This window comes from Bradyrhizobium sp. NBAIM18 (genome assembly GCF_020193825.1).
In the GTDB taxonomy this organism is placed as follows: Bacteria; Pseudomonadota; Alphaproteobacteria; order Rhizobiales; family Xanthobacteraceae; genus Bradyrhizobium; species Bradyrhizobium yuanmingense.
The window spans coordinates 80,255-99,730 of sequence record NZ_JADYVO010000007.1 but is presented as its reverse complement, the minus strand read 5'-3'; the positions used below and the strand labels follow the sequence as shown (position 1 = coordinate 99,730).

At 65.0% G+C, this 19,476-nt stretch carries 22 protein-coding genes; 11 read left to right on the top strand and 11 right to left on the bottom strand.

Annotated features, from left to right (window positions below):
• Positions 1–160: 160 nt before the first annotated feature.
• Together I6F17_RS17630 and I6F17_RS17625 are read left to right on the top strand one after the other, a co-directional pair.
• Complete coding sequence (locus I6F17_RS17630; protein WP_085969151.1) at positions 161–811, top strand: protein-L-isoaspartate(D-aspartate) O-methyltransferase; 651 nt, start codon at positions 161–163, stop codon at positions 809–811.
• A 109-nt stretch (positions 812–920) separates the two neighbouring features.
• Positions 921–2,306, top strand: coding sequence for a LysM peptidoglycan-binding domain-containing M23 family metallopeptidase (locus I6F17_RS17625; protein ID WP_225124152.1), 1,386 nt, complete (start codon positions 921–923; stop codon positions 2,304–2,306).
• Positions 2,307–2,482: 176 nt separating this feature from the next.
• Here I6F17_RS17625 and I6F17_RS17620 read toward each other — a convergent pair whose 3' ends face one another.
• Complete coding sequence (locus tag I6F17_RS17620; protein WP_225190438.1) at positions 2,483–3,463, bottom strand: ATP-binding protein; 981 nt, start codon at positions 3,461–3,463, stop codon at positions 2,483–2,485.
• Positions 3,464–3,645: 182 nt separating this feature from the next.
• Between I6F17_RS17620 and yajC the strand changes: the two genes are divergently transcribed.
• Genes yajC through I6F17_RS17590 form a run of 6 tightly spaced genes read left to right on the top strand, consistent with a single transcriptional unit; the run spans position 3,646 to position 9,287 of the window.
• Entirely contained in the window at positions 3,646–4,014 is a 369-nt protein-coding gene (gene yajC / locus I6F17_RS17615) for a preprotein translocase subunit YajC (protein ID WP_225129266.1), read from the top strand.
• Positions 4,015–4,061: 47 nt separating this feature from the next.
• Entirely contained in the window at positions 4,062–5,666 is a 1,605-nt protein-coding gene (secD, locus tag I6F17_RS17610) for a protein translocase subunit SecD (RefSeq protein WP_036044231.1), read from the top strand.
• A gap of 10 nt (positions 5,667–5,676) precedes the next feature.
• Positions 5,677–6,696: a protein translocase subunit SecF gene (gene secF, locus I6F17_RS17605; protein WP_225129269.1), complete on the top strand. Its 1,020-nt coding sequence runs from the start codon at positions 5,677–5,679 to the stop codon at positions 6,694–6,696.
• 60 nt (positions 6,697–6,756) lie between these two features.
• Positions 6,757–7,140, top strand: coding sequence for an MTH938/NDUFAF3 family protein (locus I6F17_RS17600; protein ID WP_225129271.1), 384 nt, complete (start codon positions 6,757–6,759; stop codon positions 7,138–7,140).
• Positions 7,137–8,000, top strand: a complete 864-nt coding sequence (locus I6F17_RS17595; RefSeq protein ID WP_225129273.1) for a phytoene/squalene synthase family protein — start codon at positions 7,137–7,139, stop codon at positions 7,998–8,000. The genes I6F17_RS17600 and I6F17_RS17595 overlap by 4 nt, the downstream gene beginning before the upstream one ends.
• A 45-nt stretch (positions 8,001–8,045) precedes the next feature.
• Positions 8,046–9,287 carry a threonine ammonia-lyase gene (locus I6F17_RS17590; protein ID WP_225129275.1) on the top strand — a complete coding sequence of 414 codons (1,242 nt, stop codon included), beginning with the start codon at positions 8,046–8,048 and terminating at the stop codon, positions 9,285–9,287.
• 7 nt (positions 9,288–9,294) lie between these two features.
• On the opposite strand, the gene I6F17_RS17585 is transcribed toward I6F17_RS17590, so the two are convergent.
• Complete coding sequence (locus I6F17_RS17585) at positions 9,295–10,473, bottom strand: aminotransferase class V-fold PLP-dependent enzyme (protein WP_225129277.1); 1,179 nt, start codon at positions 10,471–10,473, stop codon at positions 9,295–9,297.
• A gap of 148 nt (positions 10,474–10,621) precedes the next feature.
• Here I6F17_RS17585 and I6F17_RS17580 point away from each other — a divergent pair, with 148 nt between their 5' ends.
• Positions 10,622–11,095, top strand: coding sequence for a VOC family protein (locus I6F17_RS17580; protein WP_008547150.1), 474 nt, complete (start codon positions 10,622–10,624; stop codon positions 11,093–11,095).
• Positions 11,096–11,107: 12 nt separating this feature from the next.
• Here the strand turns inward: I6F17_RS17580 and I6F17_RS17575 are convergent, their stop codons facing one another.
• From I6F17_RS17575 to I6F17_RS17550, 6 genes are all read right to left on the bottom strand, one after another.
• The gene (locus I6F17_RS17575) at positions 11,108–11,662 is read right to left on the bottom strand and encodes a CAP domain-containing protein (RefSeq protein ID WP_198399917.1); all 555 of its coding nucleotides are present in this window, start codon (positions 11,660–11,662) and stop codon (positions 11,108–11,110) included.
• A 95-nt stretch (positions 11,663–11,757) separates the two neighbouring features.
• Positions 11,758–12,852, bottom strand: a complete 1,095-nt coding sequence (locus I6F17_RS17570) for a serine/threonine protein kinase (protein WP_225129279.1) — start codon at positions 12,850–12,852, stop codon at positions 11,758–11,760.
• Between the two features lie 7 nt (positions 12,853–12,859).
• Positions 12,860–14,287, bottom strand: a complete 1,428-nt coding sequence (trmFO, locus tag I6F17_RS17565) for a methylenetetrahydrofolate--tRNA-(uracil(54)-C(5))-methyltransferase (FADH(2)-oxidizing) TrmFO (protein ID WP_225129281.1) — start codon at positions 14,285–14,287, stop codon at positions 12,860–12,862.
• 127 nt (positions 14,288–14,414) lie between these two features.
• Positions 14,415–14,567 (bottom strand): DUF1127 domain-containing protein, encoded by a 153-nt coding sequence (locus tag I6F17_RS17560; protein WP_007590701.1) that lies wholly within the window; start codon positions 14,565–14,567, stop codon positions 14,415–14,417.
• 479 nt (positions 14,568–15,046) lie between these two features.
• Complete coding sequence (locus tag I6F17_RS17555) at positions 15,047–15,871, bottom strand: lytic murein transglycosylase (RefSeq protein WP_036028201.1); 825 nt, start codon at positions 15,869–15,871, stop codon at positions 15,047–15,049.
• 119 nt (positions 15,872–15,990) lie between these two features.
• Positions 15,991–16,899, bottom strand: coding sequence for a DUF2189 domain-containing protein (locus tag I6F17_RS17550; RefSeq protein ID WP_225129283.1), 909 nt, complete (start codon positions 16,897–16,899; stop codon positions 15,991–15,993).
• 336 nt (positions 16,900–17,235) lie between these two features.
• Between I6F17_RS17550 and I6F17_RS17545 the strand changes: the two genes are divergently transcribed.
• Entirely contained in the window at positions 17,236–17,634 is a 399-nt protein-coding gene (locus tag I6F17_RS17545; protein WP_036028199.1) for a DUF3597 domain-containing protein, read from the top strand.
• A 54-nt stretch (positions 17,635–17,688) separates the two neighbouring features.
• Here I6F17_RS17545 and I6F17_RS17540 read toward each other — a convergent pair whose 3' ends face one another.
• A complete protein-coding gene (locus tag I6F17_RS17540; RefSeq protein WP_036044205.1) occupies positions 17,689–17,964 on the bottom strand; it encodes a GNAT family N-acetyltransferase in 276 nt (91 codons plus the stop codon).
• Between the two features lie 321 nt (positions 17,965–18,285).
• On the opposite strand from I6F17_RS17540, the gene I6F17_RS17535 reads away from it, so the two are divergent.
• On the top strand, positions 18,286–18,681 hold the full coding sequence (locus I6F17_RS17535) for an SPW repeat protein (RefSeq protein WP_225129285.1): 396 nt from the start codon (positions 18,286–18,288) through the stop codon (positions 18,679–18,681).
• Positions 18,682–18,729: 48 nt separating this feature from the next.
• On the opposite strand, the gene I6F17_RS17530 is transcribed toward I6F17_RS17535, so the two are convergent.
• Both I6F17_RS17530 and I6F17_RS17525 read right to left on the bottom strand, forming a co-directional pair.
• Positions 18,730–19,005, bottom strand: a complete 276-nt coding sequence (locus tag I6F17_RS17530) for a GNAT family N-acetyltransferase (protein ID WP_036028195.1) — start codon at positions 19,003–19,005, stop codon at positions 18,730–18,732.
• A gap of 83 nt (positions 19,006–19,088) precedes the next feature.
• Positions 19,089–19,448, bottom strand: coding sequence for a hypothetical protein (locus tag I6F17_RS17525; RefSeq protein ID WP_225129287.1), 360 nt, complete (start codon positions 19,446–19,448; stop codon positions 19,089–19,091).
• Between the last annotated feature and the right edge of the window lie 28 nt (positions 19,449–19,476).

Sequence of the window (19,476 nt, the reverse complement as noted above, 5' to 3'; positions counted from 1 at the left end):
AACGCAAACCTCGCAAATGGCTTAGCGCTTTGAAGGCCTTGTTGTGGTCAAATGCTGCGCCGAAAGGATATCATGAGTTCCTGAGCCGGAACAAGATTCTCGTCTCGGGTTCTTGCGGTGCAGTACGGCGATCCGCCAGACGAGACGAGCGATAGCAGCAATGACGTCCCACCAGCACCCGCCGGAAAAGATGATGTTTCAGCTCACGCTGAGGCGTCGGGGCATCAGCGATCAGGCCGTGCTGCGGACCATGGAAGAGGTGCCGCGCGAGCTTTTCGTCGACGAGGCCGATCGCGAGGGCGCCTATCGTGACAGCGCGCTGCCGATCGCCTGCGGGCAGACCATCAGCCAGCCCTTCGTCGTCGCCTACATGACCGAGCAGCTCCAGCTCCAGAAGCAGCACCGGGTGCTCGAAATCGGCACCGGCTCCGGCTACCAGGCCGCCGTGCTGTCGCGGCTCGCCGGCCAGGTGCTGACCGTCGAGCGCTATCGCAAGCTCGCCGACACGGCACGCGCCCGGCTTGAGAAGCTCGATTGTCACAATGTCGAGGTGATGCTCGGTGACGGTCTCAATCTGCCTCCCAACATCGGCCCGTTCGATCGCATCATCGTCACCGCGGCGATGGAGCAGATACCGGAGAACCTGGTCGAGCGGCTTGAGGTCGGGGGCATCCTGATTGCCCCGGTCGGCCCGCATCAGGGCGTGCAGACGCTGACCCGCCTGGCTCGTAGCGAAACCGGAATCGAGCGCAAGGAACTCGTCGAGGTCCGCTTCGTGCCGGCACTGCCCGGGGTGGCGCGGGAGCTGTAGAATCCCGGATCGGCAGTGCCGCCAACATCTTATTGTGAGGGTTAAGCCGTTATTTACTCGCCGCGTGTTTACTTAAAACACCAGTTCTGTTGCGTACGAGTGAGTAACCATGTCCGCTGTCGCCGAGTTGCTTTACTCGCGCCGCGTGCCGCAGGTCGCGGTGCTGGCGCTGATCTCCTTCAGCTTTGCAGGGTGCAGCGCCGACATGTCGTCGCGGCTGTCCCAGACCAACTTCTCCAATCCTTTCGCCTCCGAGCAGACCGGTTCGGTGCAGCAGCCGCCGCCGCAGCAGCGTGAGTTGCCGCAATATGCGCGGCCGCAGACGCAGCCCGGTTACTACCAGTCGCAGGCTTTGCCTCCGCCCGCGGTATCTGCCCCGCAGTCCTATCCCGTTGCCTCCGGGGGCGGGGTGTCCGGTGGCGGACGCGGCGTCAGCTCATATGCGCCTCCGGCGCAACCGCATCTGGAGACCACGGCGACCGTCCCGCCGAAGTCGGTCGCGGCCGCCCAGCCGGCCGGCGGGACCAAGATCATCGTCGGCACCAGCGACACGCTCGACGTGCTCGCCAAGCGCTATCGCGTCACGCCGCAGGCGATCCTTGCCGCCAACGGCTACAAGGGTCCGCGGGCGCTCTCGCCCGGCCAGCAGCTGATCATTCCGTCGCCGGCAACGGCAGCGGCGCCGGCGCCAGCGACGGCTCCGGTCGCCGCAGCGCCTGCGGCGAAGCCGGTTGCTGCCGTCGCGGCGCCGCCGAGCACGCACTTCGTCAACCGCGGCGACACGCTCGCCAGCATCGCGCGCAAGAACCGCATCTCGGCGGCAGAGCTCGCCCGTGCCAACGGCATCGATCCGTCGGCGAAGCTGAAGCTCGGCACCAAGCTGACCGTGCCCGGGGCCAAGACCGCTGCCGTTGCGGCGCCGGTTGCTGCGGCTCCGGTCGCGGCTGCACCGGTGGCTGGAACGCTCCAGCCCGTTCCGGCAGCTCCGGCGCCCGCGACCAAGATGGCCACTGCCGCCGCGCCCGTGCAGAGCGCGCGGCTCGCCCAGGCCACGAGCAATGTGGAAGAGAAGGCTGCCGAGACGCCGGCGAAGGCTGCGGAGGCCACCGGCGCGCTGCCGACCTTCCGCTGGCCCGTTCGCGGCAAGGTGGTCACGAGCTACGGTGCCAAGACCAATGGCAAGTCCAATGACGGCATCAATCTGGCGGTGCCCGAGGGGACGCCGGTCAAGGCGGCCGAAGATGGCGTCGTCGCCTATTCCGGCAACGAGCTGAAGGGTTACGGCAATCTGGTTCTGGTTCGGCACTCCAACGGCTACGTCACCGCATATGCCCATGCGAGTGAGCTGTTGGTGAAGCGCGGCGATACCATCAAGCGCGGCCAGGTCATTGCCAAGTCGGGTCAATCCGGGGAGGTGGCGTCGCCGCAGCTCCACTTCGAGATCCGCAAGGGATCGAGCCCGGTTGACCCGCTTCAATTCCTCAACGGGGCGTGAGACTTACGTAGCCTCCGCACGAACGGTGTCGTCGCCCGGCTCGACCGGGCGACCCAGTACGCCGCGGCCTCTCGATTGACAACAACCGTCTCTGGAATACTGCATCGCCCGCTCCAGTGCGCAAGTGCGTACAAGGCGGGCGATGACAGTTGAATTCGGGGTAACAGCTCGCGCTACTACGCCGTCAGCTTCACACCCAGCCGTCCCGCCAGCTCCTGCACGAACTGCCAGGCGACGCGGCCCGAGCGCGAGCCGCGCGTCGTCGACCATTCCAGCGCCTCGCGCTCGAGCGTCTCGTCGTCGACCCTGATCCCGAAATGGCTGCAATAGCCGCGCACCATGGCGAGATATTCGTCCTGGCTGCAGCGGTGGAAGCCGAGCCAGAGGCCGAAGCGATCCGACAGCGAGACCTTCTCCTCCACCGCTTCGCCCGGATTGATCGCGGTCGAGCGCTCGTTCTCGATCATCTCGCGCGCCAGCAGATGGCGCCGGTTGGAGGTGGCGTAGAGGATGACGTTCTCGGGCCGGCCCTCGATGCCGCCTTCGAGCACCGCCTTGAGCGACTTGTAGGAGGCATCGTTGCCGTCGAAGGAGAGGTCGTCGCAGAACACGATGAAGCGGAAGGAGGAGGCCCGCAGCTGCTCCATCAGGGCCGGCAGGCTCTCGATGTCCTCACGGTGGATCTCGATCAGCTTGAGCTTGTCGGCCGGTTTGCGCTCCGCGTTGATGCTGGCATGCGCCGCCTTCACCAGTGACGACTTGCCCATTCCGCGTGCGCCCCAGAGCAGGGCGTTGTTGGCGGGCAGGCCGTTGGCGAAGCGCTCGGTGTTCTCCATCAGGATGTCGCGCATCCGGTCGACGCCCTTGAGCAGGAACAGCTCGACGCGGCTCACGCGCGGCACCGCCGAGAGGCGTCCGTCGGGATGCCAGACATAGGCGTCCGCCCGCTTGAACGACTCGGCCTCGACCGCCGGCTTGCCCTGCGCGGAGAGGTGCGCCGCAATGGTCTCCAGGGCGCGGAGGATGCGCTCCTGCGCGAGGTCCGGGCCTGCCTTGGTGACCGCCGCCGTGGGGCGTTTTGCCGCGAGGCGGGTGGGCTTGTTGGCAGGGGTGCGGGGGCCTTTGCCGGCCGGGCTTTTGCTATGGTTTTTGGGCATGTCCGAAGTTCCTGAGAACGCAGCCTTATCGGGCCTGACGGGCCGCCGCAAGGTGGCCCAAAAGGGCAGCCTGGCAGCGTTGCAATTGGGGCAATGGCCGCTATAGTCCGCGCGAATTTGACCGAACCGGTCGCCTTTGAGGGCCTGACCGGCTTTCCCCCGTTCTCACGAGGATCGTCCGAATGCTGATTACCCCTGCGTATGCCCAGGCCGCGGCCGCTGGCGACACCAACAGCATGTTGATGTCGCTGCTGCCGTTCGCCCTGATCTTCGTGATCATGTACTTCCTGATTCTGCGCCCGCAGCAGAAGAAGGTCCGCGACCACGCCGAGCTCGTGAAGAATATCCGCCGCGGCGACACCATCGTGACCTCGGGAGGTCTCGTCGGCAAGGTCACCAAGGTGGTCGACGACGACCAGATCGAGTTCGAGATTTCCGACGGCGTGCGCGTGCGGCAGATGCGCCAGATGATCTCGGGCGTGCGCGCCAAGGGCGAGCCGGCCAAGGAAAGCGCAAAAGAGAGCGTCAAGGACGACACCGCGGCGAAGTGAGAGCTTCACCGCGAGTCTCAAGTCTCCTGATCTGACAGGTCCAGTCGATGTTGTATTTCACGCGGTGGAAGGCGCTGGGGATTATCCTGACGGCGCTGATCGTGTGCCTCTGCGCGGTCCCCAACTTCTTCCCCGAGGCGCAAGTCAAGAGCTGGCCCGCCTGGGCGCAGCGCCGCATCGTGCTCGGCCTCGACCTCCAGGGCGGCTCCTATCTGCTGCTCGAGGTCGACGCTGCCTATGTGAAGAAGGAGCGGCTCGACCAGGTCCGCGACGACGTTCGCCGGACCCTGCGCGACGCCAAGATCGGATTCACCGGCGGCGTCACCGTGCGCAACGATGCCGTCGAGGTTCGCATCACCAAGGAGACCGATGCGCAGCCGGCGCTTGCCAAGCTGCGCGAGCTGTCCCAGCCGCTGGGCGGCCTGATGGGATCCAGCGGTCAGCGCGACCTCGAGGTGACTGATGCCGGCGGCGGGGTGATCCGCCTGAGCGTCCCGCAGGCTGCGGTGCTCGATCGCCTGCGCAAGACCATCGAGCAGTCGATCCAGATCGTCGAACGCCGCGTCAACGAGCTCGGCACCGTCGAGCCCGTCATCCAGCGCCAGGGTAACGACCGCATCCTGGTGCAGGTCCCCGGTCTTCAGGACCCGACCCGCCTGAAGGAACTGCTGGGCAGGACCGCGAAGATGGAATTCCGCATGGTCGACACCTCCGTGCCGCCGGATCAGGCGCAAGCGGGCAGGGTGCCGCCGGAATCCGAACTGCTGATGAGCGCCTCGCCTCCGCCGACGCCCTATGTGGTCAAGAAGCAGGTGCTGGTCGCCGGCGGCGACCTGACCGATGCGCAGGCGACCTTCGACCAGCGCACGGGTGAGCCGGTCGTCAGCTTCAAGTTCAACACCTCGGGCGCGCGCAAATTCTCGCAGGCCACGCAGGAGAATGTGGGACTGCCGTTCGCGATCGTGCTGGACAACAAGGTGATCTCGGCGCCCGTCATCCGCGAACCCATCACCGGCGGCCAGGGCCAGATCTCCGGCAATTTCACGGTGCAATCGGCCAACGATCTCGCGATTCTCCTGCGCGCCGGCGCATTGCCGGCACCGCTCACGGTGGTCGAGGAGCGCACCGTGGGTCCGGGACTCGGCCAGGACTCGATCGAGAAGGGCGAACTTGCGGCCTATGTGGGCTCGATCCTCGTCATCATCTTCATGCTCCTGACCTACCGGCTCTTCGGCGTGTTCGCCAATATCGCGGTGGCCATCAACGTCGCCATGATCTTCGGCCTATTGTCGCTGCTCAACGCCACGCTGACGCTGCCCGGCATCGCCGGCATCGTGCTCACCGTCGGCATCGCGGTCGACTCCAACGTGCTGATCTACGAACGCATCCGCGAGGAATTGCGCGGCGGCCGCAACGCGATCTCGGCGATCGACGCCGGTTTCAAGCGGGCGCTTGCCACCATCCTCGATTCCAACATCACCACCTTCATTGCCGCCGCGGTGCTGTTCTACATCGGCACCGGCCCGGTGCGCGGCTTTGCCGTGACGCTCGGCATCGGCATCATCACAACGGTGTTCACCGCCTTCACCCTGACCCGGCTGATCGTCGCCTGGTGGGTGCGGTGGAAGCGGCCGCAGAGCGTGCCGATCTAGGAGCCTGATCGTGACTCAGACCGTTCTCATCGGGCTCGGCGTTCTCATCGCCATTCTCACCGTGGTCTCGGCGCTTGGCCTGCTGCCGTCGCTGCGCATCGTCCCCGACGATACGCATTTCGACTTCACGCGCTTCCGTCGCATCAGCTTTCCGATCTCGGCGGCGCTGTCGATCGTCGCGATCGTATTGTTCTTCACCCATGGTCTGAACCTCGGTATCGACTTCAAGGGCGGCACGCTGTTGGAGGTGAAGGCGAAGTCCGGCACCGTCGACATCGCCGCGATGCGTACCTCGCTTGACAAGCTGGGTTTGGGTGAAGTCCAGTTGCAGGAGTTTGGCGGCCCTGAGAACGTCCTGATCCGAGTTGCGGAACAGCCCGGCGGAGACGTCGCGCAGCAGCAAGCGTTGCAGAAACTTCGTGGCGCGCTCGGAGATAACGTCAGCATTGAGCGCACCGAGGTGATCGGCCCGCGCGTCGCGGGCGAGCTCCTGGCCTACGGCATGCTCGGCCTGATGCTCGCGATCGTTGGGATCCTGATTTATCTCTGGTTCCGGTTCGAATGGCAGTTCGCGCTGGGCGCCATGATCGCCAACGTGCACGACATCGTGCTGACGATCGGCTTCATGTCGATCAGCCAGGTCGATTTCGACCTGACCAGCATCGCGGCGTTGCTGACCATTCTCGGCTATTCGCTCAACGATACCGTCGTCATCTACGACCGCATCCGGGAAATGCTGCGTCGCTACAAGAAGATGCCGATGCCCCAGCTGCTCAATGAATCCATCAACTCGACGCTGTCGCGCTCGATTATCACTCACGTCACGGTGACGCTCGCGCTGCTCGCGCTGCTCTTGTTCGGCGGCCATGCCATCCACAGCTTCACCGCGGTGATGATGTTCGGCGTGGTGCTGGTCGGCACCTACACTTCGATCTTCATTGCAGCGCCGATCCTGATCTATCTCGGCGTCGGCGAGCACCGCGAAGACGCGCCCGATACGGCGACGCCGGCGAAGAAAAGCAAGGCATGATCCGAACCTCAAGCCCTTGCAGGCGTTTGCGAGGGCAGTAAGCCCATTCGGACGAAGCTCATGGCCGGCGATCCCAACGCTCCGCATTTCCCGCGCTCGGCGGCGATCGACGCCTACGGCAAGGGCGGCTTCGCCTTTGCCGGCATGTCCCATCGGGGCTCGCTGCTCTGCCTGCCCGACGCGATCTGGGCCTGGGACGTGATCGATCCCGCGAAGATCGACCGCTACTCGCTGGATCGGGTGTTCACGGCGGCCAACAGCATCGACACGCTCCTGGTCGGCACTGGAACGGGGTTGTGGCTGCCGCCGCCGGAGCTGCGTCAGGCGCTCAAGGCGGTGAGGGTTGTACTGGACACGATGCAGACCGGCCCGGCCGTGCGCACCTACAACATCATGATCGGCGAACGGCGGCGGGTTGCCGCCGCGCTGATCGCCGTGCCATGAGCAACCCGGCGCCGCCTCCCGACTCCTTTGCTTTTTGCGCCGATCTCGTGCGCAGTCATGACTTTCCGCGCTACGCCGCGACCCTGTTCGCGCCGGCCGCCGAGCGCCGCGCGTTACTTGCGATCTTTGCCTTCAACGTCGAGATCGTCCGCGTCCGCGACCAGGTGAGCCAGCCCTTGCCTGGCGAGATCCGCCTGCAATGGTGGACCGACATGCTGTCGGGCCATGTCCATGGCAGCGCCGAGGGCAATCCGGTGGCAGCCGAGCTGCTTCGCGCGATCCGCGATTTCGACCTGCCGGTCGAGCCGCTGTCGCTGCTTGCCGAGGAGCATCAGTTCGATCTCTACAACGACCCGATGCCGACCATGGCCGCGCTGGAAGGTTACCTCGCGGCGACCTCATCGGCGCTGTTCGCCCTGGCAGCGCAAGTGCTGGGACCGCCTTCGGAGGCGACCGAGCATGTCGCCCGCCATGCCGGGCTGGCGCAGGGTATCGTGCAGGTCATGGCCAATCTGCCGCGCGATGCCGCGCGCCGGCAATTGTTCGTGCCGCAGCAGGTGCTGGAGAAGCACGATTGCAGCATGGAGGATGTCTTCGCCGGCAAGCAGACACCCAATCTCTATGCGGTGCTTGAGCAGCTCGCGGGTGAAGCCCGGCAGCATATGACCGCGGCTTCATCGCTGCTGGCGCAGCTGCCGCCGCCGTTGCGGCCGGCGTTTCTGCCGCTGCGCCAGGCGCAGGCCGATCTCGAGCGCCTGTCGCGCCCGGGACGCAATCCGTTTACGTTCCAGCCGACCTCGCGGTTGCGCACGCTCTGGACGCTGTGGCGCGCCTCGCGATCGCGTGAATTTACCAAATAGACGCCGGCTTATCGCCTGGCCCGCCCAAATGCTCTATGCTGTCCTATGGCTGACATGTCCCAAAGCTCGTTCGATCTCAGCGGCCTTCCGGTCGCCCCTGAAGACATTCACGCCGCCGCCAAGACCATCCAAGGCGCCGTTGTCGAGACGCCCTGTAGCCACAGCCGGACGCTGAGCAGCATCTGCGGCTGCGACATCTGGCTCAAATTCGAGAACCTGCAGTTCACCTCCTCGTTCAAGGAGCGCGGCGCGCTCAACCGGCTCACCGCGCTGACGCCGGAAGAGCGCGCGCGGGGCGTGATCGCGATGTCCGCGGGCAACCACGCGCAAGGCGTTGCCTACCACGCCAAGCGGCTCGGCATTCCCGCCACCATCGTGATGCCGATCGGCACGCCCATGGTGAAGATCGAGAACACCCGGCATCACGGCGCCGAGGTGGTGGTCACGGGCGCGACGCTGGAGGAGGCGGCCGCCTTTGCGCGCAGCCACGGTGAAGCGCACGGCATGGTCTTCGTCCATCCTTACGACGATCCGCTCGTCATCGCCGGGCAGGGCACGATCGGGCTGGAAATGCTGAAGGCGGTCCCGGAGCTCGACACGCTGGTCGTCCCGATCGGCGGCGGCGGTTTGATCAGCGGGATTGCCATTGCCGCGAAGTTGATCAAGCCGACGCTCAGGATACTGGGCGTCGAGGCCTGGCTCTATCCCTCGATGTACAACGCCATTCACGACGGCAATCTGCCGGCGCGCGGCGATACGCTCGCCGAGGGCATCGCGGTGAAATCACCGGGCAAGATCACCACCGAAATCGTTCGGCGCCTCGTCGACGATATTGCGCTCGTCAACGAAGCCGAGCTCGAGCGTGCAGTCGCGACCCTGATCTCGATCGAGAAGACCGTCGTCGAGGGCGCCGGCGCCGCCGGCCTCGCCGCGCTGATGTCCGATCCGTCCCGCTTTGCCGGCGAGAAGGTCGGCCTCGTGCTGAGCGGAGGCAATATCGACACGCGGCTGATCGCCTCCGTGCTCACCCGCGAGCTCGCGCGCGAGGGGCGGCTGACGCAATTGTCGCTCGATATCCCCGACAGGCCGGGGCAGCTCGCCGCGGTAGCGGCACTGCTGGCCGAAGCGGGTGCGAACATCATCGAGGTCTCACACCAGCGGACCTTCTCCGACCTGCCGGCCAAGGCGACGCTGCTGCAGCTTGTCATCGAGACCCGCGATGCCGCCCATCTCAACGAGGTGATGGCCAGGCTCAGCGCATCCGGATTGAGCGCGCGCTGCACCTGAGCCCGCGCTAACGTGACGTCAAATCCGCGACGTGGTCGATCAACCGGTCGATCTCGGCTTGGGTATTGTAGTAGTGGGGCGAAGCCCGGACGAGCGGCGGCAGCTCGCGGATCTCGGCATCGATGCGGGTACTCGACGGGTCTGAAGCGCCGATTGTGATGCCCGCCGCCGCGGCGCTGCTGACAATGGCCTCCGCTTCATATCCATCCAAAGTGAAGCTGACGATGGCGCCAGGCTTGCGGCCAAGGTCGTGAATAGTGATGCCGCGAATGGAAGCGAGGCCGCTGCGAAGGCGGCCCGCGAGCAGCCGGCAGCGCTCCTCGATGGCATCCATGCCGATGTCGAGCGCATAATCGACGGCAGCGCCGAGCCCAAGCCGGGCGGCGTAATTATTCTCCCATGTCTCGAAGCGGCGGGCATCGTCGCGGAGCCGATATTCATCGCGCGAGACCCAGGGCGCCGCAAAATGGTCGATCATCGGTGGCTCGAGCTGCTGCAGGAGCGCCCCGCGCACATAGAGAAAGCCGGTACCACGCGGTCCCCGCAGGAATTTGCGTCCCGTGGCCGACAGCATGTCGCAGCCGATGGCCTCGACGTCGACCTCCATCTGGCCGACCGCCTGGCAGGCATCGAGCAGATAGGGGATGCCGTGTGCTCGCGCAATCCTGCCGATGGCCGCTGCGGGATTGGTCAGCCCGCCATTGGTCGGAACCCAGGTAATGGCGATCAGCTTCACGCGTTCGTCGATCATACGTTCGAGTCCGCCGACATCGAACTCGCCCGTCGCATCGCTCGGCACCACATCGATGATAGCGCCTGTGCGTTTGGCGGCCTGAAGAAACGCAACATAGTTGGCGGCGTACTCCGCTTCGGCCGTCAGGATCCGGTCGCCCTCTCGAAATGAAAGCGAATAGAACGCCATCTGCCAGGCAACCGTCGCGTTCTCCACCAGGGCGATTTCCTCCGGCGATGCGTTCAGGAGCCGGGCCACTGAGCCGTAAACGGCTTCGAGCCGATCTGACGCGCGATCGGCTGCGGCATAGCCGCCGATCTCGCTCTCGAGATCGATATGTCCCTTCATCGCCGCGACGACGGGCGCGGGCATGAGAGCCGCACCGGCATTGTGGAGATACGCGAGCCGGGAGGCAGCAGGCGTGTCGGCACGAATCTGGTTGATGTCGATCACGTCAGAGCCTCCATCGTCAGGTTCCTCGTAGACACAATGACGCACGCGAGCAAGCTCGGGCAAACGACTGTTCCAGCTGGAGCATGCAGATCGGGATGCCTATGCTGATCGGAAGCGCAATCTGGCACGGAATCACAGGGAATACCCAATGGCAAAGAACACGATCTGCCTCTGGTACGACAAGGATGCTGAAGCCGCGGCCCGCTTCTATGCCGAGACGTTTCCCGACAGCGCGGTGAGTGCGGTCCATCGCGCGCCCAGCGACTATCCGTCCGGCAAGGCAGGCGATGTCCTGACCGTCGAGTTCACGGTAGCCGGCGTTGCCTGTCTCGGTCTCAATGGCGGACCCGTCTTCAAGCACAACGAGGCCTTCTCGTTCCAGATCGCCACCGACGATCAGGCGGAGACCGATCGCTACTGGAACGCCATCGTCGGCAATGGCGGGCAGGAGAGTGCGTGCGGCTGGTGCAAGGACAGATGGGGAGTCTCCTGGCAGATCACGCCGCGGGTGCTGACCGAGGCGCTGGCCGCCGGTGGCACGGAGGCCAAGCGCGCCTTCGATGCGATGATGGGGATGACGAAGATCGACGTCGCCGCGATCGAAGCCGCGCGCCGCGGCTGAGACGGTCGCGCCTCAGATGCAGAGGCCGAGCAGCTTGACGTGACAGTTGCCGGACTTCGGCTTGCTCGCGGGCGGCACCTCGCGCTTCACCGCGACGACGGGCTCCTTGTCCTTTTTCTTGCCTTTGCCCTTGAGCCCGTAATCGCCGGCGATCACCATTGCCCAATAAGTGCGCTTGCCGCTCGCATTCTTGGCGCTGGCAATGCCGACGCGCGAGGCGTTGTGCAGCAACAGGTTCTTGCGGTGCCCGGAGGAGTCGATCCACTGGCCCAGCGTCTTCTCGAAGCTTTCGTAGCCGTAGGCGATGTTCTCGGCGGCGCGGCCCGCGCCGGCCGGAGCGACGCGGCGGTTGAACGGGCCGAGCGCGTCGTGGCTGAGATCGTCCTTCGCCGCCATCGCGCGGGCCTGATCCATGGCGATGCGATCGAGGGTGGCGTCGCGCACGACGCGGGCCTCACCATGCTTGAGACGGAAGCTGGAGATCAGCTCCGCCGGTGAGTCGGCCAGCGCAGGCGCCCCTGCCAGCAGCACAAGGCCGGCGATCGTTCCGCCAACCATACGATGCATCATCGTCCCCCGAGCGCCCATGATCTCTGCCAACCCTGCCTGATCCAAGCGCTTCTCGATCGCCATTGTGGAGGCTTCAAGGCGCAGATTCCGCGCTAGCTCGTCGGGAGCTTCGCCTCGAAATTGAAGCGGTCGCGCAGGTTCTTGCGCTGCTCCAGGATATCCTTGAGGAAGGCGAGATCCTGCTCGTTCTTCATCATCGGCTCGATCAGGTCGAGCTGGTTCATGGCGACCAGTTGCAGGACCTCGATGCGTGGCTTGCCGCTGGCGTTGCGTGGCAGGGCGTGCACGACCTGGATGTGCTCGGGCGGCTTCGGTCCCTTGGCGGCGGCAAGCTCGCTGCGGAGCTGGCCCTCGAGCGCGGCCTGATCGGCCTCGACGAAGGCGTAAAGCCCGACACCGGAGCGACGGTCGGCAAAGGCGACGATGGCGGCGTCGCGCACGGCGGGATTCCGGCGGATCAGCTCGGCCAGCACCGGCGCGTCGTTGACGAGCCGACGGCCGCCGCCCTCGCGATCGGTGAAGTTGAACAGGCCGCGGGTGATGGCGCGATAGACCTTCTTGCCGGTTGCGAGCCACAGGCTCGCGGCGAACGACTTCCTCGCCAGGATCTTTCGCTCTCGCGGCGTCAGCGCCTCGGGCGCGTAGGAGCGCTTGTGCTTGAGCAGATGCCGGAGGTCCTCATAGGCGAGGATGCGATAGAGCCGGCCGCGGCGCTTGAAGCACGCGGCGAGCTGGAAGTCGGTGACATAGGCGCGGCCGTCGCGGCCGACCAGCCAGTTCTGCTCCTTGGCGAGATCGTTGTGGCAGATGCCGGCGCGGCGCAGCCGACGCAGTGCGGCCTTGGCGGAGCGGAAATAGGCGACATCGCCATGGGGCTTTGCCAGGTGCAGCGCGACGCCGTCGACGAAGCCGCGCACCAGAGCGCGGCGCCCGGCCCAGAGCAGCTCGGGGCCGACGTCGAGGCCTTTGGCCCGCACCAGGGCCTGCTTCTCGCGGGCGAACAGGTGGCGTGCCAGCAGAAACGACCACCATGGCACCTCGTCGAGCCGGCGCAGCACCGCGTCGATCTCGCCGCTTTCGCTGCGGAAACGGCCGCGCTCGACGGTCGAGAACACGTCGCGCTTGAGCATCACGCCTTCGGTCCAGCGCGCCGACAGCTCTGCGGCGTCGTCTTTGGGCAAGCTCATTGCAAACTCACGCGGCGGCGGCAATGCGCAGGTGATCGGCGATCCAGCGATCGAGATCGGCGAGCGCCCGTGCGCTCAGCGCCTGCTTCTTGGCCACCGTCTTCTCGTTGCCGCGCAGCCGCGTGCCGTCGGGCTTCTTCGTTGGTACGCTCGTGAGCGGTGGAAACAGGCCGAAATTGATGTTCATCGGCTGGAACGAGCGCGTGCCCGGCTCGATGGTCTCGATATGGCCGCCGGTGATGTGACCGAGCAGCGATCCCAGTGCGGTCGTAGCCGGCGGGCTGACAAGCGTCTCGCCGCGCGCTTCCGCGGCTGCATAGAGACCCGCGATCAAGCCGACGCTGGCGGATTCCACATAGCCTTCGCAGCCCGTCATCTGGCCGGCGAAGCGCAGCCGCGTCTGTGCGCGCAGCCGCAGCTGGCCGTCGAGCAGCTTCGGCGAGTTCAGGAAGGTGTTGCGATGCAGGCCGCCGAGGCGGGCGAATTCGGCGTTCTCCAACCCCGGAATGGTGCGGAAGATGCGCTGCTGCTCGCCATACTTCAGCTTGGTCTGGAAGCCGACGATGTTGTAGAGCGTGCCGAGCTTGTTGTCCTGGCGCAGTTGCACGATCGCGTACGGTTTCGTGGTGGGATCGTGCGGGTTGGTGAGGCCGACCGGCTTCATGGGACCATGGCGCAGCGTCTCGGGGCCACGTTCAGCCATCACCTCGATCGGCAGGCAGCCGTCGAAATAGGGCGTGTTGGTCTCCCATTCCTTGAATTCGGTCTTCTCGCCGGCGATCAGCGCGGCGACGAAGCCCTCATACTGCTCCTTGGTCATGGGGCAGTTGATGTAGTCGGCACCGTTGCCGCCGGGGCCGACCTTGTCGTAGCGCGATTGGAACCAGGCCACCGACATGTCGATGGACTCGCGGTGCACGATCGGCGCGATGGCGTCGAAGAAGGCGAGCGCGTTCTCGTCGGTGAGCTCGCGGATGGCGTCGGCCAGCGGCGCGGAGGTGAGGGGGCCGGTGGCGACGATGACGTTGCTCCACGAGGCCGGCGGCAGGCCGGCGACCTCATCGCGTGCGATCTCGATCAGGGGATGATCGTTCAGCGCCTTGCTGACGGCCGCCGAGAAGCCGTCGCGATCGACCGCGAGTGCGCCGCCGGCGGGCACCTGGTTGGCGTCGGCCGCGCGCATGATCAGCGAGCCGAGTCGGCGCATCTCCGCATGCAGCAGGCCGACGGCGTTGTTGGCGGCGTCATCCGAGCGGAACGAGTTGGAGCAGACGAGCTCGGCAAGTCCGTCGGTGCGGTGCGCCTCGGTCATGCGGGTCGGCCGCATCTCGTGCAGCACCACGGGCACGCCGGACTTCGCAATCTGCCAGGCAGCTTCCGAACCGGCGAGGCCGGCACCGATCACGTGGACGAGGTTGGATTGGGGTCCTGTCATGGGGCGGACAGGTAGCGCTTTTCGGCGGAGAGTGGAATCGCCGAGATCGAGTTTTCTGCCACCAGATGCGACAACGCCCGCACGAGGCGGGCGCTATCGGTCCGTTCTAGTGAAGGGCTGAAGGATATCAACCCTGATACTGACCGGCGGCAACGCGCGGGATGTCCGAGCGATCGAGGCCGATATCGGCCAATTCGCGATCGCTGAGCTGGGACAGCTCGGCAACATTGCGCTGATAGTCCCGGAAGGCCTGGATCATGCGGATGAGCGAGAGCAGCATTGGTAGTCTCCTGTAGTTCGATTCAGCCTTTGCTTGAGGCCTCATCGTTGAAATGAATATAGGTGAGAGTGGTGCAGTGCGAAAGTTCCGATGTTGCGATGCAGCTAAGCGCTATGCGCATGGCGTACGTAACGGATGATTAACCGGAAGGCGCTTCCGCCCAGAGCTTGGCCAAGGCCGTCCGGCATCGGCGATAAGTACCCATGAAATAACGGTTTTTATGTCAAGAATTGATCTGGGTCATCGCGGAAATAGGTTGCCTATAAGCGGCCAGCAAGTTCAACTCAGCAGCTTATAGACTCAAGTCATGCCTGCCTGATTCGCATAGGACGCGAGGCTATTATATGAATATGGATTCACTTTAAGATCCATTGAATACCGAAAATGCGCCCATGAGCGATGCGCCGGCGCCGCCACAGGCGAGGCACGCTTGCCGGGGTTCGGCAGCGGCGATTCGGCGCGCTTCGGCTGGCTGAGATCTAAGGGGCGCGTGCGAGCTGGGCGGCAAAATAGGCCACGGTCTTGGAGTAGACCTCGCTCTTGTTCCACTGCTTGAGCACCTCAAAATTCGGGCTGCCCGGCTGCCAGTCCTTGCCCTTCTGCCAGCCATAGCCGACCAGATAATTGGCCGTGGAGGCGAGCACGTCGGGCACGTTATGCAGAAGATCGCGCTTGCCGTTGCCGTCGAAGTCGATGGCATATTTCATCCAGGATGACGGCATGAACTGGGTCTGGCCGAGCTCGCCGGCCCAGGCGCCTTTCATGTCGGCGGGCGCAAGATCGCCGCGCTGGACGATGCGCAGCGCATCCAACAGCTCGGCGCGAAACTGCTCGGAGCGACGGCAATCGTAAGCGAGCGTTGCAAGCGAGCGGATCGTTGCAAACTTGCCGGTGTTGACGCCGAAATCGGTCTCCAGGCCCCAGATCGCGACCAGGACTTCGCCCGGCACGCCATAGGCCTGCTCGATGCGCGAGAGCACCGAGCCGTATTGCTTCATCCTGTTGGAGCCGCGCTCCAAGCGTGGCGGCACCATGCGGCCGGAGAACTCCTCGAAACTCTGGGTAAAGACCTTTTGCGAGCGGTCGCGGTTGAGCACGCTCTGGTCGAACGTGACGCCGGCAAGCCCGGCAGTGATGGTTTGCTGCGAGATGCCCTTCGCCGCAGCGTCGGTTTTGAAATCAGCCAGCCAAGCGTCGAAATTGCCCGAGTCGCAGGCAACCGCGGCGGGCGCTGGCTGGACTGAGAGAAGGGACGCGGAGACGGCCAAGGCTGCGAGAGCAAGACGAGAAATCGTCGGAGTCATCAGATGAAATGGATTTCCGTGAATTGACCTGACCGGCAGCATAATCTCGGCTGTAACCGCGGCCAAAGCAAGGCGCGCGGCCCTGTCCGAACCGGCCAGGGCCGCACGTCACGAGATTGTCAGACGTCAGTCCGATTCCGCCACGGGAAAAGGTTGGCCGGGAAGTCGGCGGCCGGCTTGCGCGGTCGATGCGGCGGAGGGGGGACCGGACGTGCGCCCGGATCGGACGCGATCACCTTGCGGTAAAGGTGCCACGTGGCGTGCCCGAGCAGCGGGACCACAACGGCGAGGCCGAGGAAGGCCGGGATCGTGCCAAGCGCGAGCAGTACCGCCACGATCAGGCCCCAGGCCGCCATCGGCACCGGGTTTTTCGCGACCACGCGCAGCGAGGTGCTCATCGCCTCGAACGCACCGGCATGGCGGTCCAGCATCAAGGGGAACGACACGGCACTGAGACAGAGCGCGGCGAGCGCGAACAGGAATCCGGTGCCGCAGCCAACCACGATCAGCCACCAGCCTTGCTGCGTCGTCAGCACGCGCATCATGAAGTCCGAGAATCCGGTGACGCCCTCGTAGCCGAACGCCGCGACATAGATCGCCTGCGCGGTCGCCACCCAGGTGACGAACAGGGCGAGCAGCAATGTACCGAGGCCGAGCATCGCGCCGAACGACGGCGATCGCAGCACCTCCATGGCATCCCAGGCGCTGGCCGGTTCATAGCGCTCGCGCCGGCTGGAAAGCTCGTAGAGCCCGAGCGCAGCGAAGGGCCCGATCAGCGCGAAGCCCGCGGCGAGCGGAAACAGCAGCGGCAGCACCGAATAGCCCATCACCACACGGGCGAGCACGAGGCCGAGCACCGGGTAGATCACGCAGAGGATGATGGCGTGGCTCGGAACGGCCTTGAAATCCTCCCAGCCGCGCCTGAGCGCGTCGTGCAGATCGGACAATTGTATGGTTCGGATCACCGGTCCAGCCGCATCCGTGGGCTGGGCCATCGTGGGGACATTGCCCTGGTAGAGTGTGGCCATGGTCGCGAGCTCCCTTGCCAAGCGGCTGCATCCGGCGCCGGCAAACGGCGCAAGCGGCCGCCCATTCTCTTGAAATCCCACGATCCCGACCAGACGCGAATTCCGGATGGCATCGCGAGCTGAACGGCAAGCATACTCCCAAGTCCGAGTCCTGTCCTCACGCTTGGGTGAAATTTCGATGCCGCGACGCAATCCATGCGGCGTCATTCTGTCGTCATTTCGCCGCAGATAAGCTGATGCTGCTGTCCGTCGCGCAACTTCGCGGGCGCGGCGCACCAACTTCGTCTATAAGTGCCACCAAGGCCCTTCCAACGGATTCCTTTTCGGGGAGCAGACATGAGCATTTTCGGGAAAATCATCAGCGCGATCTTCGGCGGCCAGCCGGCCTCCGCTGCGCCGGCCGGTGGCGCCGCTTCGCCGGGCGCCCCCGCAGGGTCGGCAAGTCCTTCGGCGCCGGCCGCCGCACCCATGGCTGCGGTCGACGTGGCGGCGATCGTCGACAAGGCGGCCGCCGCGCACAAGGGCGAGAAGCTGGAATGGCGTACCTCCATCGTCGACCTCATGAAGGCGCTCGACATCGATTCCAGCCTCGCTGCGCGCAAGGATCTCGCCAAGGAGCTGGGCTACAGCGGCGACATGAACGACTCGGCGAGCATGAACGTCTGGCTGCACAAGCAGGTGATGTCCAAGCTCGCCGCTAATGGCGGCAAGCTGCCGCCGGAGATCAAGCACTGACCGGACCTGGGGTCGTGCCGCAGGGGCCCGCGATCGCCGCGGGCCCTTTTGCATTCAGGCGACCAGATCCGCATCCTCCGGATGCCGATCGAGATAGTCGACGACGAAGCCGCAACCGGCGATCACCTTCTTGCCGTCGCGCCGGATCAGGTCGAGCGCGCCCTTGACCAGCTCGGAGCCGATGCCGCGCCCGCGCAACGCGCGCGGCGTCTCGGTGTGGGTGATGATTACGGCGGACGGCGTCAGCCGGTAATTGGCGAAGGCGATGTCGTCGCCGACATCGAGCTCGAAGCGGCTCCTGTCCTTGTTGTCGCGTACCGAAGCCGCCATGCGGGATCCCTCCGAACTGCAGATTGCCTCCTGATCTAGGAGGCTGACACGGCCCTTGCCAAGGTGAGACCAGGGGAGATTGGCGCAGACGAGATATCTGCAAATGCGCGCCGTCCTCACCGCACTGCGGTATGGCCATGGCGCCCGGCGAGCATGGTCCCGCGGCTCCGCAAATAATTCCCGATACCGCTCTTGCAAGCCGGAGTTCGGTTCCCACGTCCTAGAAAGGACATACGCCCGAATGCGGCCGGCAGGGTCGCCAGACATTCGGAGTGTCATGATCGCCAGCCGCAGACGTATGCCTCTTTGCAGGAGGGTACGATGTCGGACTCTGGTTTCTTGAATACTCATCGAACATGGGAAGACTGGTGTGGGATGCTGCTGGGCGCGGTGATCGTGGCCTCGCCGTGGTTCCCGATCCAGGATGAATCGATCACCGGTCATCAGACGGCCATCCTGAACACCGTTGCGGTCGGTCTCGTCGTATTTGGCATCAGCCAGCTCGAATATGTCGCCTTGCAGCGCTGGCAGGAGGTGATGACGATCCTGGCCGGACTGTGGCTCATCGCCTCGCCATACGTGATCGGCTATTCCGGTGAGGGATTTCTCCGCATCTATCACACGACCCTCGGTGCGGTGGTGGTGCTGCTCGGCATTCTCCAGCTATGGCAGGACTGGAATATGAATGACCAGGACTTGCTCAAGCACGGACAATAGACCGTAAGTGCGGCAGGCCCGCCGGCCACGAGCGGCGGGCCTGTGCACTCACCGTGTCACGAGATCCGCATAGTCCGGGTGCTTGTCGATCCACGCCTTCACGAACGGGCATTGCGGGATCAGCTTCAATCCGTCGGCGCGGACCTGGTCGAGCGCGCCTTGCACCAGCTTCGAGCCAATGCCCTTGCCGCCAAGCTCCTTCGGCACGTCGGTGTGCTCGAAGGTGATGACACCGCCGTCGAGCCGGTAGTGCTCGGTCGCAAGATGACCCTCCACGTCGAGCTCATAGCGGTGATGGGCCTTGTTGTTGATGACGTCGCTCATATCATTGCCTTGCAGCTGCCGGCCTCGCGCACGAGATCGTAACGCACGGTCCGGCCGGGGTTTCCAATCCGAAGCTGTTCCGTTCAATCGGTCGCTTTGGCGAGCCTGGAATCTTCGACCTGTGGCTGCGGGCGGAGGCAGCCCTGGCAGATAACCAGGGAGCGGTTGACCCTGGCGTCCTGTTCGGCCTCGATGCCATCCTGCGCCTGCCACCGTTCCTTCGAATGGGGCTGAGCGTCGGCCTGCAATCTGTTGCGCTCGGCGCGGCCGCCAGTTCGCGTGGGCTGCGAGGCGGTGCGCGGCCGGTTGGGATCCTCGCCGGCGCCATCCCAGGCATAACGCGCAGGCTTGACGGCGAGATCGGATGCCAGATGCGCTTGCGGAGTCGCGGCACATCCGGCGAGCGCCAGTGACAACAGAAGGAGGGCAGGCGCTTTGACCATGATGCGGCACTCTGTACGCGAGAACCAG

What these genes read in the sequence shown, in the direction of transcription:
- I6F17_RS17630 (WP_085969151.1), top strand. Translation starts at nt 161, where the DNA reads ATGACGTCCCACCAGCACCCGCCGGAAAAGATGATGTTTCAGCTCACG.
- I6F17_RS17625 (WP_225124152.1), top strand. Translation starts at nt 921, where the DNA reads ATGTCCGCTGTCGCCGAGTTGCTTTACTCGCGCCGCGTGCCGCAGGTC.
- I6F17_RS17620 (WP_225190438.1), bottom strand. Translation starts at nt 3,463, where the DNA reads ATGCCCAAAAACCATAGCAAAAGCCCGGCCGGCAAAGGCCCCCGCACC.
- yajC (WP_225129266.1), top strand. Translation starts at nt 3,646, where the DNA reads ATGCTGATTACCCCTGCGTATGCCCAGGCCGCGGCCGCTGGCGACACC.
- secD (WP_036044231.1), top strand. Translation starts at nt 4,062, where the DNA reads ATGTTGTATTTCACGCGGTGGAAGGCGCTGGGGATTATCCTGACGGCG.
- I6F17_RS17600 (WP_225129271.1), top strand. Translation starts at nt 6,757, where the DNA reads ATGGCCGGCGATCCCAACGCTCCGCATTTCCCGCGCTCGGCGGCGATC.
- I6F17_RS17595 (WP_225129273.1), top strand. Translation starts at nt 7,137, where the DNA reads ATGAGCAACCCGGCGCCGCCTCCCGACTCCTTTGCTTTTTGCGCCGAT.
- I6F17_RS17590 (WP_225129275.1), top strand. Translation starts at nt 8,046, where the DNA reads ATGGCTGACATGTCCCAAAGCTCGTTCGATCTCAGCGGCCTTCCGGTC.
- I6F17_RS17580 (WP_008547150.1), top strand. Translation starts at nt 10,622, where the DNA reads ATGGCAAAGAACACGATCTGCCTCTGGTACGACAAGGATGCTGAAGCC.
- I6F17_RS17575 (WP_198399917.1), bottom strand. Translation starts at nt 11,662, where the DNA reads ATGCATCGTATGGTTGGCGGAACGATCGCCGGCCTTGTGCTGCTGGCA.
- I6F17_RS17570 (WP_225129279.1), bottom strand. Translation starts at nt 12,852, where the DNA reads ATGAGCTTGCCCAAAGACGACGCCGCAGAGCTGTCGGCGCGCTGGACC.
- trmFO (WP_225129281.1), bottom strand. Translation starts at nt 14,287, where the DNA reads ATGACAGGACCCCAATCCAACCTCGTCCACGTGATCGGTGCCGGCCTC.
- I6F17_RS17560 (WP_007590701.1), bottom strand. Translation starts at nt 14,567, where the DNA reads ATGCTGCTCTCGCTCATCCGCATGATCCAGGCCTTCCGGGACTATCAG.
- I6F17_RS17555 (WP_036028201.1), bottom strand. Translation starts at nt 15,871, where the DNA reads ATGACTCCGACGATTTCTCGTCTTGCTCTCGCAGCCTTGGCCGTCTCC.
- I6F17_RS17550 (WP_225129283.1), bottom strand. Translation starts at nt 16,899, where the DNA reads ATGGCCACACTCTACCAGGGCAATGTCCCCACGATGGCCCAGCCCACG.
- I6F17_RS17545 (WP_036028199.1), top strand. Translation starts at nt 17,236, where the DNA reads ATGAGCATTTTCGGGAAAATCATCAGCGCGATCTTCGGCGGCCAGCCG.
- I6F17_RS17540 (WP_036044205.1), bottom strand. Translation starts at nt 17,964, where the DNA reads ATGGCGGCTTCGGTACGCGACAACAAGGACAGGAGCCGCTTCGAGCTC.
- I6F17_RS17535 (WP_225129285.1), top strand. Translation starts at nt 18,286, where the DNA reads ATGTCGGACTCTGGTTTCTTGAATACTCATCGAACATGGGAAGACTGG.
- I6F17_RS17530 (WP_036028195.1), bottom strand. Translation starts at nt 19,005, where the DNA reads ATGAGCGACGTCATCAACAACAAGGCCCATCACCGCTATGAGCTCGAC.
- I6F17_RS17525 (WP_225129287.1), bottom strand. Translation starts at nt 19,448, where the DNA reads ATGGTCAAAGCGCCTGCCCTCCTTCTGTTGTCACTGGCGCTCGCCGGA.